14 protein-coding genes and 1 tRNA gene are annotated in these 14689 nt (G+C 73.2%); 10 read left to right on the top strand and 5 right to left on the bottom strand.

Translation table 11 applies throughout. From position 1 onward, the window contains the following. The first annotated feature begins 58 nt into the window (after window positions 1-58). The 5 genes from QQK26_RS07405 to QQK26_RS07385 all read left to right on the top strand — a co-directional run bounded on the left by QQK26_RS07405 (window position 59) and on the right by QQK26_RS07385 (window position 4023). Window positions 59-547, top strand: coding sequence for an FtsB family cell division protein (locus QQK26_RS07405; RefSeq protein ID WP_284231629.1), 489 nt, complete (start codon window positions 59-61; stop codon window positions 545-547). Next, window positions 544-1071 carry a DUF501 domain-containing protein gene (locus QQK26_RS07400; RefSeq protein ID WP_284231628.1) on the top strand — a complete coding sequence of 176 codons (528 nt, stop codon included), beginning with the start codon at window positions 544-546 and terminating at the stop codon, window positions 1069-1071. Before QQK26_RS07405 ends, QQK26_RS07400 begins: the two co-directional genes overlap by 4 nt. Window positions 1072-1147: 76 nt before the next feature. After that, on the top strand, window positions 1148-2479 hold the full coding sequence (locus QQK26_RS07395) for a S8 family peptidase (RefSeq protein ID WP_284231627.1): 1332 nt from the start codon (window positions 1148-1150) through the stop codon (window positions 2477-2479). A 37-nt stretch (window positions 2480-2516) separates the two neighbouring features. Next, window positions 2517-3836 carry an NAD(P)/FAD-dependent oxidoreductase gene (locus tag QQK26_RS07390; protein ID WP_284231626.1) on the top strand — a complete coding sequence of 440 codons (1320 nt, stop codon included), beginning with the start codon at window positions 2517-2519 and terminating at the stop codon, window positions 3834-3836. 113 nt (window positions 3837-3949) lie between these two features. Further along, window positions 3950-4023 (top strand) — tRNA-Leu (locus QQK26_RS07385). 55 nt (window positions 4024-4078) lie between these two features. On the opposite strand, the gene QQK26_RS07380 is transcribed toward QQK26_RS07385, so the two are convergent. Then, window positions 4079-5158, bottom strand: a complete 1080-nt coding sequence (locus QQK26_RS07380) for a DUF2510 domain-containing protein (RefSeq protein WP_284231625.1) — start codon at window positions 5156-5158, stop codon at window positions 4079-4081. Window positions 5159-5234: 76 nt separating this feature from the next. Next, window positions 5235-7382, bottom strand: coding sequence for a hypothetical protein (locus tag QQK26_RS07375; RefSeq protein ID WP_284231624.1), 2148 nt, complete (start codon window positions 7380-7382; stop codon window positions 5235-5237). A 220-nt stretch (window positions 7383-7602) separates the two neighbouring features. On the opposite strand from QQK26_RS07375, the gene QQK26_RS07370 reads away from it, so the two are divergent. Both QQK26_RS07370 and QQK26_RS07365 read left to right on the top strand, forming a co-directional pair. Then, window positions 7603-8271 carry a TetR/AcrR family transcriptional regulator gene (locus QQK26_RS07370; RefSeq protein ID WP_284231623.1) on the top strand — a complete coding sequence of 223 codons (669 nt, stop codon included), beginning with the start codon at window positions 7603-7605 and terminating at the stop codon, window positions 8269-8271. Window positions 8272-8345: 74 nt separating this feature from the next. Continuing rightward, window positions 8346-8978, top strand: coding sequence for an SGNH/GDSL hydrolase family protein (locus tag QQK26_RS07365; protein ID WP_284231622.1), 633 nt, complete (start codon window positions 8346-8348; stop codon window positions 8976-8978). Window positions 8979-9255: 277 nt separating this feature from the next. Here QQK26_RS07365 and QQK26_RS07360 read toward each other — a convergent pair whose 3' ends face one another. The 3 genes from QQK26_RS07360 to QQK26_RS07350 all read right to left on the bottom strand — a co-directional run bounded on the left by QQK26_RS07360 (window position 9256) and on the right by QQK26_RS07350 (window position 10791). After that, window positions 9256-9846, bottom strand: coding sequence for a nucleotidyltransferase family protein (locus QQK26_RS07360; protein WP_284231621.1), 591 nt, complete (start codon window positions 9844-9846; stop codon window positions 9256-9258). A 123-nt stretch (window positions 9847-9969) separates the two neighbouring features. Beyond that, window positions 9970-10221, bottom strand: coding sequence for a hypothetical protein (locus tag QQK26_RS07355; protein WP_284231620.1), 252 nt, complete (start codon window positions 10219-10221; stop codon window positions 9970-9972). Between the two features lie 78 nt (window positions 10222-10299). Beyond that, entirely contained in the window at window positions 10300-10791 is a 492-nt protein-coding gene (locus tag QQK26_RS07350; protein WP_284231619.1) for a MarR family transcriptional regulator, read from the bottom strand. Between the two features lie 222 nt (window positions 10792-11013). Here QQK26_RS07350 and QQK26_RS07345 point away from each other — a divergent pair, with 222 nt between their 5' ends. The 3 genes from QQK26_RS07345 (at window position 11014) to QQK26_RS07335 (ending at window position 14675) form a co-directional block, all read left to right on the top strand. Further along, window positions 11014-12192 (top strand): NAD(P)/FAD-dependent oxidoreductase, encoded by a 1179-nt coding sequence (locus tag QQK26_RS07345; RefSeq protein ID WP_284231618.1) that lies wholly within the window; start codon window positions 11014-11016, stop codon window positions 12190-12192. A gap of 43 nt (window positions 12193-12235) precedes the next feature. Continuing rightward, entirely contained in the window at window positions 12236-12775 is a 540-nt protein-coding gene (locus QQK26_RS07340) for a Dps family protein (RefSeq protein ID WP_284231617.1), read from the top strand. A 70-nt stretch (window positions 12776-12845) separates the two neighbouring features. Continuing rightward, window positions 12846-14675: a glycoside hydrolase family 15 protein gene (locus tag QQK26_RS07335; protein ID WP_431308029.1), complete on the top strand. Its 1830-nt coding sequence runs from the start codon at window positions 12846-12848 to the stop codon at window positions 14673-14675. The last annotated feature ends 14 nt before the right edge of the window (window positions 14676-14689 follow it).

Below are 14689 nucleotides of genomic sequence, written 5' to 3'. Positions count from 1 at the left end.
GCGGATGCGCGGTGCGGCGCGCAGCATCCGTCCCGCCCCGCTCGTCTACCCTGGTGCCATGCCCCGCCGCCCCCGCACGAACCGCGTCGCGGTCGACGCCCCGGCGGACGAGGCCGCCTCGCTCCGCTGGTTCCGCAGCATCCGCCTCTCCGGCTTCACCGTCATGGTGCTCGGGCTGCTCGTGCTCGCGATCGTGGTGCTCGCGCCGAGCCTGCGCACCCTCGTCGAGCAGCAGCAGCAGCTCGCGGCGCTGCGCGAGCAGATCAGCCAGCAGCAGGAACACGTCGATGAGCTCGGCGAGCAGGAGGCCCGCTGGGACGACCCCGCCTACATCGAGGCGCAGGCCCGCGAGCGGCTCGACTACGTCATGCCCGGCGAGTACAGCTACAACGTCAACGACGACCTCGGCATCGCCGAGGAGGTCGACCCCGAAGCGGTGAGCGACGAGATCAGCACCACCGAGGTCGACTGGCTGCAGGCCATGCTCGGCACCGTGCTCGTCTCGGGCCTCACCGATCAGCCCCGCGAGGAGACCCCGGCACCGTGACCCGTCCGCCCTTCGAAGCCGTCACCGAGCAGGACGTGGCCGACGTCACCGAGCAGCTCGGACGACCCGCCCGCGACGTCGTCGGGATCCCGGCGCGCACCGCCGACGGAGCGCCCGCCGTGGTCTCGACCCGCCCGCGGCTCGGCGACGGCACCCCGTTCCCGACGCTCTACTACCTGTGCCACCCGGCGCTCACCGCGGCGGTCTCGACGCTCGAGGCCACCGGCGTCATGCCGGAGTTCACGGCCGAGCTCGAGGCCGACGCCGACCTCGCGGCCGCCTACCGGGCCGCCCACCGCGGCTACCTCGAGGACCGCGCGCAGTTCGGCGAGGTGCCCGAGATCGACGGCATCTCCGCCGGCGGCATGCCCACCCGGGTCAAGTGCCTGCACGCCCTCGTCGGCCACGCGCTCTCCGCCGGGCCCGGCGTGAACCCCTTCGGGGATCGGTCCATCGCGCTCCTCTGGCAGCGCTTCCCCGAGCTGCGCCCGCTGCTCGGCGAGACCTGGGCGCCCGCCGCCTGAGCGGCGCGGTCCGCGACGAGGCACGGGCGACGGGGGAGAGCGGATGCACGGAGCCGGCCGCGCAGACGGGGGACGGATGCGCGCATCCGCTCGTCGTCGTGGCCTCGCGCTCGCCGCGCTGACGGCGCTGACCCTGCCGCTGCTGCCGGCGGGGCCCGCCGCCGCCGCGACCCGGGTGCAGGGCATGGAGTACTGGCTCGACGACTACGGCGTGCGCGAGGCCTGGGGCACGACGCGCGGCGCCGGGGTGACGGTCGCGGTGATCGACACGGGCGTGGACGCTTCGCATCCCGACCTCGCCGGCGCCGTGGTCGGCGGCACCGACGTCTCCGGCATCGGTGGAGCGGATGGGCGCACCCCGGTCGGCGAGGACAGCGGGCACGGCACGATGGTCGCCTCCCTGCTCGCGGGCCGTGGGCAGCCCGGCGGCCTCGGCGTCATCGGCGTCGCCCCCGAGGCCTCGCTGCTGACGATCTCCGTGGGCTTCGGCGCGGGTCCCCGTCCGGTGGACACGGAGGTCGCCGAGGCCGTCACCTGGGCCGTGGACAACGGCGCCGACGTCATCAACCTGTCGCTGACCCGCAACACCCTCGACTGGCCCGAGAGCTGGGACGAGGCGTTCCTGCACGCCGCGGAGCACGACGTGGTGGTGATCGCCGCCGCCGGCAACCGCGCCGCCGGCACCGAGATCGTCGGGGCGCCGGCGACCATGCCGGGCGTGCTGACCGTGGCCGGGGTGGACCGCCGCGGCGTCGCGAGCCTCGACGCGTCGTCGCAGGGCATCACGATCGGCGTCTCGGCGCCGAGCGAGCAGCTCGTCGGCGCCGTGCCCGGTGGCGGCTACGTCACCTGGCAGGGCACGAGCGGTGCGACGCCGCTGGTCTCGGGAGTCGCCGCGCTGGTGCGCGCCGCCCATCCGGACCTCGACGCCGCGAACGTCATCGAGCGCATCGTCGCCACGGCCGAGCCGGTCGGCGCGGAGGTGCCCGGTCCGCTCTACGGCTTCGGGCTGCTGCGCGCAGCGGATGCGGTGGGCCGGGCCGTCCCCGCCGTCACCGCGAACCCCATGGGCGACCTCGCCGAGTGGGTGCGCGTGCACCGCCGCGCCGCCGTCGACGAACCCGCCGACGGGGCCGATGCGGGTGCGGCGGGCCCCGCGCCGCTGCCCAGCGCGGTGCCGCGCGCGGGCGCCGATCCGTCCGGAGGCGTCCTGCTGCCGAGCGCCGCGCAGCTGCGGGAGGTGGGCATCCCACTGGCCCTGCTGCTCGGTTTCGGGCTCGCCGCGACCGGGCTCGTGGTCTTCGCGGTGCGGGAGCTCGCGGGTCTGCGAAAGGCTCCTAAGATGGTGCGGGTGCGTCGGGAAGTCCCCGATCCCGTCGAATTCGAAGCGCCTCCCCGCCCGGAGTAGGGTAGAGGCGAATTTTCGCCTGAGGAGAACCCCCACTGTGAGCAAGATCCTGATCGTCGGCGGCGGCTACGCCGGCTTCTACACCGCCAAGAAGCTCGAGAAGCACCTCCGCCACGGCGAGGCCGAGGTCACCATGGTCGACCCGCTTCCCTACATGACCTACCTCCCCTTCCTCCCGGAGGTCGCGGCCGGCTCGATCGAGCCCCGTCACGCGGTCACCTCGCACCGCCGCCACCTCAAGAAGACCAACCTCGTCACAGGTAAGGTCACCAAGATCGACCACGCCGCCAAGGTCGCCACCATCACCCCGGTGGTCGGCGAGGCGTACGAGTACGCGTACGACCAGATCGTCGTCACCGCGGGCTCCGTCTCGCGCACCTTCCCGATCCCGGGCGTCGCCGACGAGGCGATCGGCCTCAAGTCGATCGAGGAGGCCGTGGCCGTGCGCGACCGCCTGCTCGACAACTTCGACAAGGCCGCCGTGCTGCCCGCGGGCCCCGAGCGCGACCGCCTGCTCACCGTGGTCGTCGTCGGCGGCGGCTTCGCCGGCATCGAGACCTTCGCGGAGCTCCGCAGCCTCGCGAGCGCGCTGCTCAAGGACTACCCGCAGCTCACGATCGACGACACGCACTTCCACCTCATCGAGGCCATGGGCCGCATCATGCCCGAGGTGTCGCTGCCCACCAGCCACTGGGTGCTCAAGAACCTCGCCCAGCGCGAGGCCACCGTGCACCTCGACACGCAGCTGCAGTCCGCCGTCGACGGCGTCATCCAGCTGTCGACCGGCGAGAGCTTCGAGAGCGACCTCATCATCTGGACGGCCGGCGTCATGGCGAGCCCCTCGCTGCGCAACTCCGACCTGCCCATCGAGGAGCGCGGTCGCCTGCGCGTGCAGGCCGACCTGCGCGTCGTGGATGACGAGGGCGTCGTCGAGGGCGCCTGGGGCGCCGGCGACAACTCGGCCGTGCCCGACCTCACCGGCGGCGGCGTGGGCGGCTTCTGCGTGCCCAACGCCCAGCACGCGGTGCGCCAGGCCAAGCGCCTCGCTAAGAACCTCGTGGCGGTCCTGCGCGGCGAGAGCACCGTCGAGTACAAGCACAAGAACCTCGGCGCGGTCGCGGGCCTCGGCCTCGGCGTCGGCGTCTTCCAGAGCGGCAAGATCGCGGTCAAGGGCTTCCCGGCCTGGGTCATGCACCGCGGCTACCACGGCCTGGCGATCCCGATGTGGGAGCGCAAGATCCGCGTCTTCGGCGGGTGGTTCTGGAACCTCGTGCTCGGCCGCGACAACGTCGCGCTGAGCAAGCGCGAGGCGCCCCGCGAGTTCTTCGAGGCCTTCGCCTCGCGCCCCAAGGCGTAACGCAGCAGCACAATCGACGGCCCCGCTCCGACAGGAGCGGGGCCGTCGTCGTGCCCGGACGCACGGCCGAGCGGATGCGGACGGCTACGCTGGAGCGGGGCCCCAGGTCCCGTGCCCCCGTAGCCCAATTGGCAGAGGCGGCGGACTTAAAATCCGCGCAGTGTCGGTTCGAACCCGACCGGGGGTACCGACGCCGACGGCCCGCTCGCGCGATGCGCGGGCGGGCCGTCGCCTCGTAGAGGTCAGCCGACCGCGATGGCCGCAGCCGGGTCGCCGTAGCCGTCGTAGAAGAGGACGGTGCCGCCATCGGCCACGTCCAGCGGCACCTCGAAGGTGAGCGTGAAGCGCGTCGAGCCGCCCGGTTCGATCTGGTCCACGTCGAAGAGGCCGGGCTCGATCGCGCCCGAGTCGGGGTGCTCGACGCCGTCCGAGTCGACGAGGTACGGCGTGAGGGCGACCCACGGGTCCGAAGCCTCCGAACCGATGTTCGTGGCCTCGACGAGCACGGCGAAGGCCTTGGCGTCCGAGGGCGCCAGCGCCGCCTCGGCGGCCTCGGCCGAGAAGTCGGTGACGGTCAGCTGCCAGTCGTAGCCGAGCTCCAGGGGGTCTTCGACCACGAACGTCTCGCCCATCGCGAAGGTCTCGGCCTCGCGATCCGGGGCCGGCTGCTCCGGCTGCTCCTGCCCGTAGTCGGGCGCCGGCAGGTTGCGGATGCCCTGGTTCACGGCTCCGAGGAAGGCGGCGACGGCGACGATGACGCCGATCACGAGCAGCAGGAACACGCCGCCGCCGATGCCGAGACCGATCCAGAGACCCGTGCGGGAAGGCGGAGCGCCGGCCGGCGCCCCGTACTGCGCGACCTGGGGGGACCGGTAGGGGTTGCCCGGGCCCTGCGCCCACGGAGCGGCGGGCGGTGCTGGATGCCCCGTCGCCCCGGGGCCGCCCGGCTGATCGCCGGGCCGTGCGGAGGGGTTCGGCTGGTGCACGGGAGCATGCGGTGCGGGTGCGGGTGCGGGTGCCGGCTCGGTGGATGCGGTGCGGCCGTTCGCGGTCGACTCGGTCGCACCGGCGCTCGGCACGTCGGTGTCCGGGGCGGTCGGGGCCGTCCCGGCCGGCTGCTCGCTCGCATCCGCTCCCGGCGTCGTCGCGGGCTGTTCCGCATCCGCTGCGTCGCCGACCGGCGCACTCGCTTCGGGAACCGCCGGCGCTGCCGGATGCGTGTGCTCGGTCCAGGTCGCGCCGTCCCAGTAGCGCAGCGCCGACCCGGGCGCGGCGGGGTCGGCGTACCAACCGGGTGCGGGCAGCGGGGTCTGATCGTTCATGGTGTCCTGTTCCGAGCCGGTGAGCGGGCTCTCGAACGCTAGCAGCCGTCCCCGCTTCCGGGGGCGGCGCATCCGCTCAGCCGCGCGAGGTGACCGCGTGCCCGCGGAGCACGTACTCGTGGGCGAAGCGGAACCAGGCCCACACCAGCACGCAGAGCCCGCCGAAGCAGGCGGCGAGGATGCCGAGCAGCAGCGCCGGGAAGTGCGTGGTGCCGAGGTCGCCGAGCAGCATGAGGGCGGCGAGCACGACGCTGGTCCCGGCGGTGCCGATCCAGACCGGTCGGGACCAGTCGTAGACCAGTCGCCCGGGCAGGCCGCGCACCGGCAGGGCGAGCACCACGAGCGATCCGACCCCGGCGAGCACCATGGTGGCGAGCACCTCGCGCAGCAGGATGCGCTCGGCGCCCAGGCCGGGACCGATGAGGGCGTGCGCCCACCACGCGGCGATGCTCACCAGGAAGATCGTGCCGAACTGTCCGAGGTTCACCGCGACGCGACGGCTGCGGGACTCGCCGGCGACGAACGCGAAGGTGCCGATGACGCCCGTGATGATCGGCGGGTCGAGGTCGAAGCCGCGGCTGATCAGCGCGAGCACGGCACCGACGAGCACGAGGAACGGCAGGGTGCGCGCCTCGATGCTCAGCCCGAGCCGGCGGCGGCCGATCCACGCGGGCAGCGCGACGGCGAGCAGATTGAGCAGCACCAGCCCGATGCCGATGCCGACGAGCAGGCGCAGCGAGCTCGGCTGGGCATCGACGCCCCAGGCGATCGCGATGACCGCAGCGGACCCCGCGAGGGTGACCGCGGCGAGCGTCCGAGGCTGCAGCGGCGGTCCGTCGTCGGCGGCCTCCGCGGGCACGTTCTGATTGCGCCCGGTGAGGTGCAGCCGCGGCAGGTGGAATCGCCGCTGCAGCGCCGCGAACAGCAGCCGCAGCGGCAGCGCCACGAAGAGCACGAAGGCGATCGCCAGCGCGATCGCGGTGACCCAGCGGATGGGATCGAGCACGCTGCGCGCATCCGGCAGCATGAAGCCGAATCCGGTGGGGATGCCCCATCCGGTGCCGAGGGAGCGCTCGATGGGGCCGATCGGCTGCCGGTCCCCACCGTCCTCGCCGTCGTCCGCATCGATGCCGGGGATCGGCGCGGGGGAGGCCCCCTCGTCGGGTTCGGGGGCGGGCGTCGCGGACGGCTCGGGCTCCTCCTCGGCGTCGTCGTCCTCGTCGGCGCCGCTGCCGCCGAGCGCCAGCGCCACGGACAGGGTTCCGGGCTGGCTGGGGCGGGACGGGTCGAGCGCCTGGGAGGCGTAGAAGGTGATCGTGCCCTCGCCCGCGACCGGCACCGCGCAACTCCACCGTCCGCCCGCCACGGTGGCGGTGCAGCTGCCGGAGCCGTTGTCGGCGAACACGCTGACGGTCGCGCCGTCGACGCCCGTGCCGGAGACCTGCACGGGCGAGCCGGTCACGCGCGCGCCGGCGGCGGGAGCGGTGATGGCGGGGGCCTGCGGGGTCTGGGGTGTGGGTGCCGCCCATGAGATCGAAACGGTGCTGGACGTCGGACGGCTGGTGCTCCCCGCCGGCCAATCAGGCGTCGGTCCGGTCTGCGTCGCGGTCAACGAATACGCGCGCGCCGGCACCGAGGCCTGATCGAAGGTGACCTCCCAGTTGCCGGTCGAGCTCACGGAAGCCACGCGGTCTGCTCCGAGCCCGCGCAGCGAGACCTGGGTTCCCGGGTAGCCGGTGCCTCCGAGCACGCCGTCCCGCGTCTGGTTGGCGTTGATCGTCGGAGGGGAGAGCACCGAGATGGTGGAGTCGGTCTCGGCCCTCTTCAAGCCGGGGCTCATTGCGAAGATCTCCTGGCGGGGGCCGTTCGCGATTCCCGACACCGAGGCGCTCCAGGCCCCTTCGGCGTCTGCGGTGTCGTTCGCCGTGCGCCCACCCGCGTTGACGCTGACCACCGCGTTCGGCGGAGCAGTTCCGCTCACGGTGACCGTGCCGGCATCGGAGAACTCGCTCGAGACATCCGTGATCGCGACCGCGACCGGAGCCGACGGGCTCGGCGACGGCGATGCCGTCGCACCCTCCGCCGGTGCCGCGCTCGCGGACGCCCCGCCGAGCACCGCAGCGGCGAGCAGCAGCATCGTCGCGGTCGACGCGATGCCGGCGCGCACGCCGAGCAGCGCCCTCCTCGGGGCGCGAGCGGTCGTGCTCGACGTGGTTGAGGTCACGAGGTACCCGGTCTGCTGCGGTCGATGGCTCCATTGTGCGGGCGTCGGCTGTGATTCGGTGGAGCGCACGGGCGCGCCGCCGGCCAGGTGAGGTCCGCGAGCGGCGTTACGGGCTTGACGCGGCATCGCAGGCGGCAGGACAATCGCTGACGACCGGGGTGCGCGTCCCGGGGGCCGTCGGATCGAGGCCGACGCGGCTACGGTGACGGACGGGGGACCGATGGCGAGGATCCCTGCCGAGCAGCGCAGGCAGGCGCTGGTGCAGGCGGCGTTGGCCGTCATCTACCGGGACGGCGTCGCCGCAGCCACGACCCGTACGGTCGTCGCCGAGGCGGGCATGTCGCTGGCCAGCTTCCACTACGTCTTCGACTCGCGCGACGAGCTGATCCGCGAGGTCATCGCGGCGATCGTCGGGGACGTCGAGGCGGTGGCGAGCATGAGCCTCGAGCCGGGCAAGGACATCGCCGAGACGGTGCGCAACGGGCTGCGCGCGTACCTCGGGCACGTGAGGGCCGATCCGCTGCGCGAGGTGATGCTCAACGAGCTCATGAACCATGCGCTGCGCGATCCCGAGCTCGCCCACCTGCCGCAGATCCAGTACCGCATCTACCGGCAGACCGCGGGGGCCCTGCTCGAACTCGCCGCGACCGTCAGCGATGTCCGCTGGAACCGGCCCATGGATGAGATGGCCCACCTGTTCGCGACCTTCACGGACGGGCTGTCCCTGACCTGGCTCGGCGACCGCGACGACGCGGCCGCGGAGAAGACCATCGAGCTCGCGGCGCTCGCCGTGTCGGTGTTCGCCGAGCCGAACGAGCCCGGGCCGCACGAGCCCGGGCAGGACGTGCCCGAGGCGCCTGGCGCGGAGCGCGCCGATGGGGGCGCGTGATCGGGGCAGCGACCGAACCGCACCGGTCGTCGCAGCGAACCACCCGCATGCGAACCCCTCGTCTGCTGCTGACCGTGGTCGCCGTCCTCGGCCTCGCCGCCTGCGCCGCCCCCGGCCCGGCGCCGAGCCCGCCGCCGGAGGGCGATGGCCCGCTCGTCGCCTTCTACGGCGACTCCTACACGCTCGGCACCGGGGCGAGCGACCCGTCGCTGCGCTGGTCGACGCTCGTGAGCGAGGAGCGCGGCTGGCGCGAGTTCAACCCCAGCGTCAACGGTCTCGGTTTCGTCAATCAGCGCGACGGGCGAACGGACGACCTCGTCGACCTCATCGTCGAGCAGCAGCCCGACATCGTGATCGTGACCATGGGTCTCAACGACGCCTTCTCGATGGACGGTGCTGCGGAGCGCATCCGCTCGGCCATCGACGACGACTTCGACCGCTTCCGCGACGAGCTGCCCGAGGCGCGCCTGATCGTGTCGGAGCCGTTCTGGTACCTCGAGGAGGCGACGCCCGAGTCTCGTCAGGTCGCCGCCTGGGTGGCCGAGTCCGCAGACCGCGTCGGCGCCGAGCGGATGGAGGGCGCCGCGACGTGGCTCGAGGGCGGCTCGGACGAGATGATGGCCGCGGATGGGCTCCACCCGAGCGATACGGGGTACAAGAAGATCGCGGAGATCATGGATGAAGGACTCCGCGAACTCGGCTTATGATGTACCCCGCTGTCCTCCATTCTGAGGACGTCCCTCCGACTGGGGGAGGCGGCCGACGAGCGGATGCCGAAGAATACTCGGCAGGAGGCCAGCGGACGGTCGCCCGAACCCGGCCGACCGCCTCCCGTCCGTCGCCGGCCAGTCCCCCCGGAGCCGGCGTCGGGAAGATCCCACGGGATCGAGGCCCGCTCGCGGTCGCTGAGACCCCGCCCATCGGAACGTCCCCCCGAGCGATGGTCGGTGCAGTCCGCGGCAGCGGGCGGGCCGCCCGCGGGGCTCAGGCGTCGGTGCCGGGCTCCGCTCCGCCGCCGACGTCGCTGCAGTCGACGTCCTCGCCGTCGTGCTGCTCGAGGAATCCGTGCGCGCCGGCGTCTCCCGTGAGGCCGAGGCGCAGGTCGGTCCAGTGCTCGCGACCGATGAAGACGGGGTAGCCCGGCCGGTCGTCGTAGACCGCGCGGCGCAGCGTGCGCTCGTCGGCGCCCTCGACGATGCGGTGCACCGCCGAGGCGTGCAGGTTGGGCAGCTCGACGCGGGTGAGCAGCAGGCCGCGCGAGCGGGTGATGGCGGCCATCCGCAACCCGGTGCGCAGCGAGTGCGACTGCCCGCGCTGCCAGTCGCCGGAGACGATGGTGCGCACGCGCGGGTCCGGCGGCACGAGCTCGGCGGCCTCGTCGGAGGCGGCGCCGAGCACGACGAAGACGGGGTCGCATCCGGCCGCGAGCAGGGTGTTCACGGCGCGTGGCAGCCACGGGCCCTCGCGGTCGCTGGCCAGCGCTGAGGGTCGGCCTCCGGCCGATCGGAGGTCCGCGGCGAGCACGACTCCGCTGACGCCGCCGGCCTCGCTGGAGGCGATGCCCGAGGCCGTCACGGCGCGGGTGCGCGCGGGCGGCGAGGGCCAGGGGCGGGGCCGGAGGAGCTCATCCTTCAGTTATATCCGTCCACCGATGTGACGGCACCGGGAAAGCGAGCGAGCGTCACGAGCGGAAGCGGTCTACGCCGCGTCCTCGTCGCGGGCGCCGGCGCCGAACAGCTCGTGCAGACCGGCCTCGAGTTCGGCGGGGACGGCCAGCGGGATGCCACCGGTGAACGCCTCGTACTCGCGCAGTGCGCTGGACTCGACGACGGCCCGTCCGAGCTCGGGGTAGGAGGCGAGGACGCGATCGACGAGGTCGTCGAAGCCCACGAGCGCGACACCGTCGAGTTCGACGAACTGGTCGCGCGAGGGGCGCTCGGATGCAGTCACGGCCTCAGTCTCGCACGTCGTTCAATGAACGACGAGTCGAGAGATTATCCGGCTGTCGAATCATTTTCGGGCCGCGATTCAGTGCACGGAGTCGTGCGCGTCGATGCGGTCGACCGCATCGAGCATGCGACCCAGGAACGCCACGACGGCGCGGCCCTCGTCCGGGGTCATCCCGCCCGCGGCCTCGAGCATCCGCTCGTGCATCCGCCCCAGCGTGGCGCGCACCTCGGCGTCGCTCTCGACCGTCGTGCGCACCTCGTCGCCCTCGACGACCAGGTGGCCGCTGCGCTCGAGGCGTGCCACGAGGGCGCGCGCAGCGCTGGTCGACACGGCCAGGTAGGCGGCGAGCTCGGGCATCGCGACGGCGCTCTGCTGCTGCTTCGCCTTGAGGAGGTAGCGCAGCACGAGCAGGTCGTTCTCGCCCATCGACATGGAGTCGCGGGTACGGCGGCGCATCGCCGCCTCGCCGGCGCGGTAGGCGCGCATGGCCTGCAGGATGGCCACGGAGCGCAGTCGTTCGGCATCGTCGCCGGTCTCGTACCAGTACCGGCTGGACAGCTCTTCGCTCACGTGCTCGGGTCCGCTCTCGTCGTGCAGGGCCGCCGCGGGCACGGGTCGCCCGCAGCTCGGGACACTGTATCCCGCACGCGCACGGGGCCCGCATCCGGACCGCCGCCGAGCGGACAGCGCGCGTCCAGGGCGGGCGGAGTCGCCGCTCAGAGCGTGTCCATACGTTCGAGCTGCAGGGCGGTGCTCGACCGTCTCCGCCGCACGACGCCCGAGGAGGACCGGATGACCGACCGTTTCGACGCCCTGATCATCGGCGGCGGGATGACCGCCGACGCGGCCGCCAAGGGATTCCGCGAGGTGGACGGCGAGGGTTCCATCGCCATCCTCAGCGAGGACGTCGACCCGCCCTACGCGCGCCCGGCCCTCTCCAAGAAGCTCTGGACGGACCCCGACTTCGCCTGGTCCGACGCCGAGCTCGACACGGCCGGCGAGACCGGGGCGGAGGTGCGCCTCGCCACCCGCGTGATCGCGATCGACACCGACGCCCACGAGATCACCACCGTCGATGGCGAGCGGATCGGCTACGGCCGGCTGCTGCTCGCCACCGGTGGGCACCCGAGCGCGCCCGGTTTCGAGGAGTCGGAGCGCGTGCTGCTCTACCGCAGCGCGGCCGACTACCGCCGCCTGCGCGCCATCGCGAACGGCCGCGGCCATGTCGTGGTCGTCGGTGGCGGCTACATCGGGCAGGAGATCGCCGCGGCGCTCGTGCAGGAGGGCGTGCGCGTCACGCTCGTGCTGCCGGACGCGGTCGTGGGCGGCGCCGTGTTCCCCGCCGCTCTGGCGCGCACCGTCGACGCCATGTTCCGCGACGCCGGGGTCGAGCTCGTCACCGAGGCGCGGGCGACCGGCGGTCGCGAGGCTGACGGCGTCGTGACGGTCGACCTGGAGGACGGCACGTCCCTGCAGGCCGACGCGGTCGTGGTCGGCCTCGGCATCGAGCCGGCGACGGGTCTCGCCGAGGAGGCCGGCATCGATGTCGGCGACGGGGTGCTCGTCGACGAGCGGCTGCGCACGAGCGCCGCCGACGTGCTGGCCGCCGGCGACGTGGCCAACTACCCGGACCGCATCCTCGGCCGCCGTCGCATCGAGCACGTCGACAACGCGCAGGCGCAGGGCCGCACGGCCGGCCGCAACCTCGCGGGCGCGGACGAGGTCTACGAGCACACGCCCTTCTACTACTCGGCGCTCTTCGGCAACCGCTACGAGGCGGTCGGCACCCTCGACGCCTCCCTGCGGACCGTGGAGCGCTGGCTCGACGGCGGCCGCGAGGGCGTCGTCTACTACCTCGACGGCGACGGCCACCCGGTCGGCGTCCTCAACTGGAACCTCGAGGACCGGCTCGACGAGGCGCGCTCGGTGCTCGCCTCCGACCCGCCCCTCTCGGCCGAGCAGCTGGCCTGAGCGCCGCGACCCGACCTCCATCCCACCGAACGAAGGAGACACCATGACCAGCACCATCGACCGCCCCACCGAGGCCCCGTCCGGCTCCGGCGTCAAGAAGACCCGGCGGCAGAACGCCGAGAAGGGCTTCGTCGCCCCGAAGCGCCTGGGCGCGCACCTGCAGCTCGTGCTCGTCGATCTCATCGAGCTGCACCTGCAGGGCAAGCAGGCGCACTGGAACGTGGTCGGCAAGAACTTCCGCGACCTGCACCTGCAGCTCGACGAGATCATCGACTTCGCCCGCGAGGCGAGCGACGACATCGCCGAGCGTCTGCGCGCCCTGCACGCGGTGCCGGACGGCCGCAGCGACGTCGTGGCCGCGACCACCACGCTGCCCGAGTTCCCGCACGGCGAGATCGACACGGCCGAGACCGTCGACCTCGTCGTGCAGCGCCTCGAGGCCACCGTCGGGACCATGCGCGAGGTGCACGACGACGTGGACGAGGACGACCCCACGAGCGCCGACATCCTGCACGGCATCATCGAGCGCCTCGAGCAGTTCGCCTGGATGGTGGGCGCCGAGAACCGCACTGTGAGCCGTTGATCCGCTCGGCGCCGCTGACGCGATCGCTCGCCCTGACGGGCGCCGCTCCCTCGGGGCGGCGCCCGTGAGCATCGCGGCGGACCCGGCCGCCGGCGACCCCGCGCCCGGCACCCGCTTCCCGCCGGCGCCGGGCGACTTCGCCGAGCTGCGCGACTACGCGGCGATCGGCGACGGGCGCACCGTTGCCCTCATCCGCACCGACGGCCGAGTCGACTGGTTCCCGGTGCCCGAGCTCGATGCCCGTCCGCTCTTCGACGCCGTCCTCGACTCGGACGACGGCGGCTTCAGCGACCTCGCCCCCGAGGAGGAGTTCGAGGTGGTGCGGCGCTACGTGCCCGGCACCAACGTGCTCGAGACGACGTACACCACCGCCTCCGGCACCGCGCGGGTGACGGATGCGCTGATCACCGGGGTCGCCGGCCGCCTGCCCTGGACCGAGCTCGCCCGCCGCGTCGAGGGCGTCGAGGGCTCGGTGCGGATGCGCTGGTGCGTGCGCCCGGGAACCCGCCTCGGGCACGCCTCGCCCTGGATCGAGGAGAACGAGCACGGCCCGGTCATCCGCTCCGGCAGCGTGATGCTCAGCGTGGTCGGACTCGACCACGGGCCGGTGCCCGACCACGGCGAGCGGATCGAGGGCCGCTTCACCACCGAGGAGGGGTCGCGCCACCTCATCGCGCTGGTCGGCACCGACGGCGAGCCGCTGCACCTGCCGAACCCGTCCATCGTCGACGAGGGCGTCGACCGCACGATCCGCAACTGGCAGCGCTGGAGCGAGGAGTTCCGCTACGAGGGCCCCTGGCAGGAGGAGGTGCAGCGCAGCGCGCTCGCCCTCAAGCTGCTGCTCTACAGCCCCTCGGGCGCCATCGCCGCGGCCGCGACCACGTCCCTGCCCGAGGACGCGCGGGGCGGCAAGAACTGGGACTACCGCTACGCGTGGGTGCGCGACGCGGCGTACACGATGCGCGCCCTCGTGAAGTTCGGGCTGCGCGAGGAGACCCACGCCGCGATCTCGTGGCTGCTGAAGACCATCCGTGCCAACGGCCCCGAGCTGCACATCTTCTACGGGCTCGACGGCGGGGTGCCGGCCGAGGTCGAGATGCACCACGTCGACGGCTGGCGCGGCATCGGCCCGGTCGTCACGGGCAACGGCGCGCAGCACCAGCTGCAGCTCGGCGTCTTCGGCGACCTCTTCGACATCGTGCGGCTCTACGTGAGCGCCGGCAACGTGCTCGACCCCGAGACCGGCCGTCTGCTCGCCTCCTTCGCCGACGGCACCTGCGATCAGTGGCGCTCGCCGGATGCCGGCATGTGGGAGCTGCCGGAGACGCGGCACCACACCAGCTCGAAGATGGGCTGCTGGCAGGCGCTCGACGCCGCCGTCGAGCTCGCCGAGGGCGGGCACATCCCCGGCAGCGCCGACCGCTGGAAGGCGGAGCGGGAGCGCATCCGCTCGTGGGTCGAGGAGCACGGCTGGAACGAGGAGATCGGGGCCTACACGATCTCGCCGGGCAGCGACGAGCTCGACGCCTCGGTGCTGCTGCACTCGGTGAGCGGTTTCGACCGGGGCGAGCGGATGAGCCGCACCATCGACGCGCTGCGCCGCGAGCTCGGTGTCGGCCCGCACCTGCTGCGCTACACCGGTGTCGGCCAGGAGGAGCCAGCCTTCGTGGCCTGCGGCTTCTGGACGGCCTCCGCGCTCGCGTGCGTCGGCCGCCACGACGAGGCGATCGCGCTCATGGACGAGCTCGTCGCGACCACGCCGAACGACGTCGGCATCATGGCCGAGATGATCGACCCGGCGACCGGGGCGTTCTGGGGCAACCTGCCGCAGGGGCTCTCGCATCTCGGGCTCGTGAACGCGGCGGTGACGATCCGGGAGCTGACCGGGCTCGACGGCTGACGGGGAATCCCCGC

Source organism: Arenivirga flava (genome assembly GCF_030161575.1).
Taxonomy (GTDB): Bacteria; Actinomycetota; Actinomycetes; order Actinomycetales; family Microbacteriaceae; genus Arenivirga; species Arenivirga flava.
This window is presented reverse-complemented; position numbering and strand designations above follow the sequence as displayed.

What these genes read in the sequence shown, in the direction of transcription:
- QQK26_RS07405 (WP_284231629.1), top strand. Translation starts at nt 59, where the DNA reads ATGCCCCGCCGCCCCCGCACGAACCGCGTCGCGGTCGACGCCCCGGCG.
- QQK26_RS07395 (WP_284231627.1), top strand. Translation starts at nt 1,148, where the DNA reads ATGCGCGCATCCGCTCGTCGTCGTGGCCTCGCGCTCGCCGCGCTGACG.
- QQK26_RS07380 (WP_284231625.1), bottom strand. Translation starts at nt 5,158, where the DNA reads ATGAACGATCAGACCCCGCTGCCCGCACCCGGTTGGTACGCCGACCCC.
- QQK26_RS07370 (WP_284231623.1), top strand. Translation starts at nt 7,603, where the DNA reads ATGGCGAGGATCCCTGCCGAGCAGCGCAGGCAGGCGCTGGTGCAGGCG.
- QQK26_RS07345 (WP_284231618.1), top strand. Translation starts at nt 11,014, where the DNA reads ATGACCGACCGTTTCGACGCCCTGATCATCGGCGGCGGGATGACCGCC.
- QQK26_RS07340 (WP_284231617.1), top strand. Translation starts at nt 12,236, where the DNA reads ATGACCAGCACCATCGACCGCCCCACCGAGGCCCCGTCCGGCTCCGGC.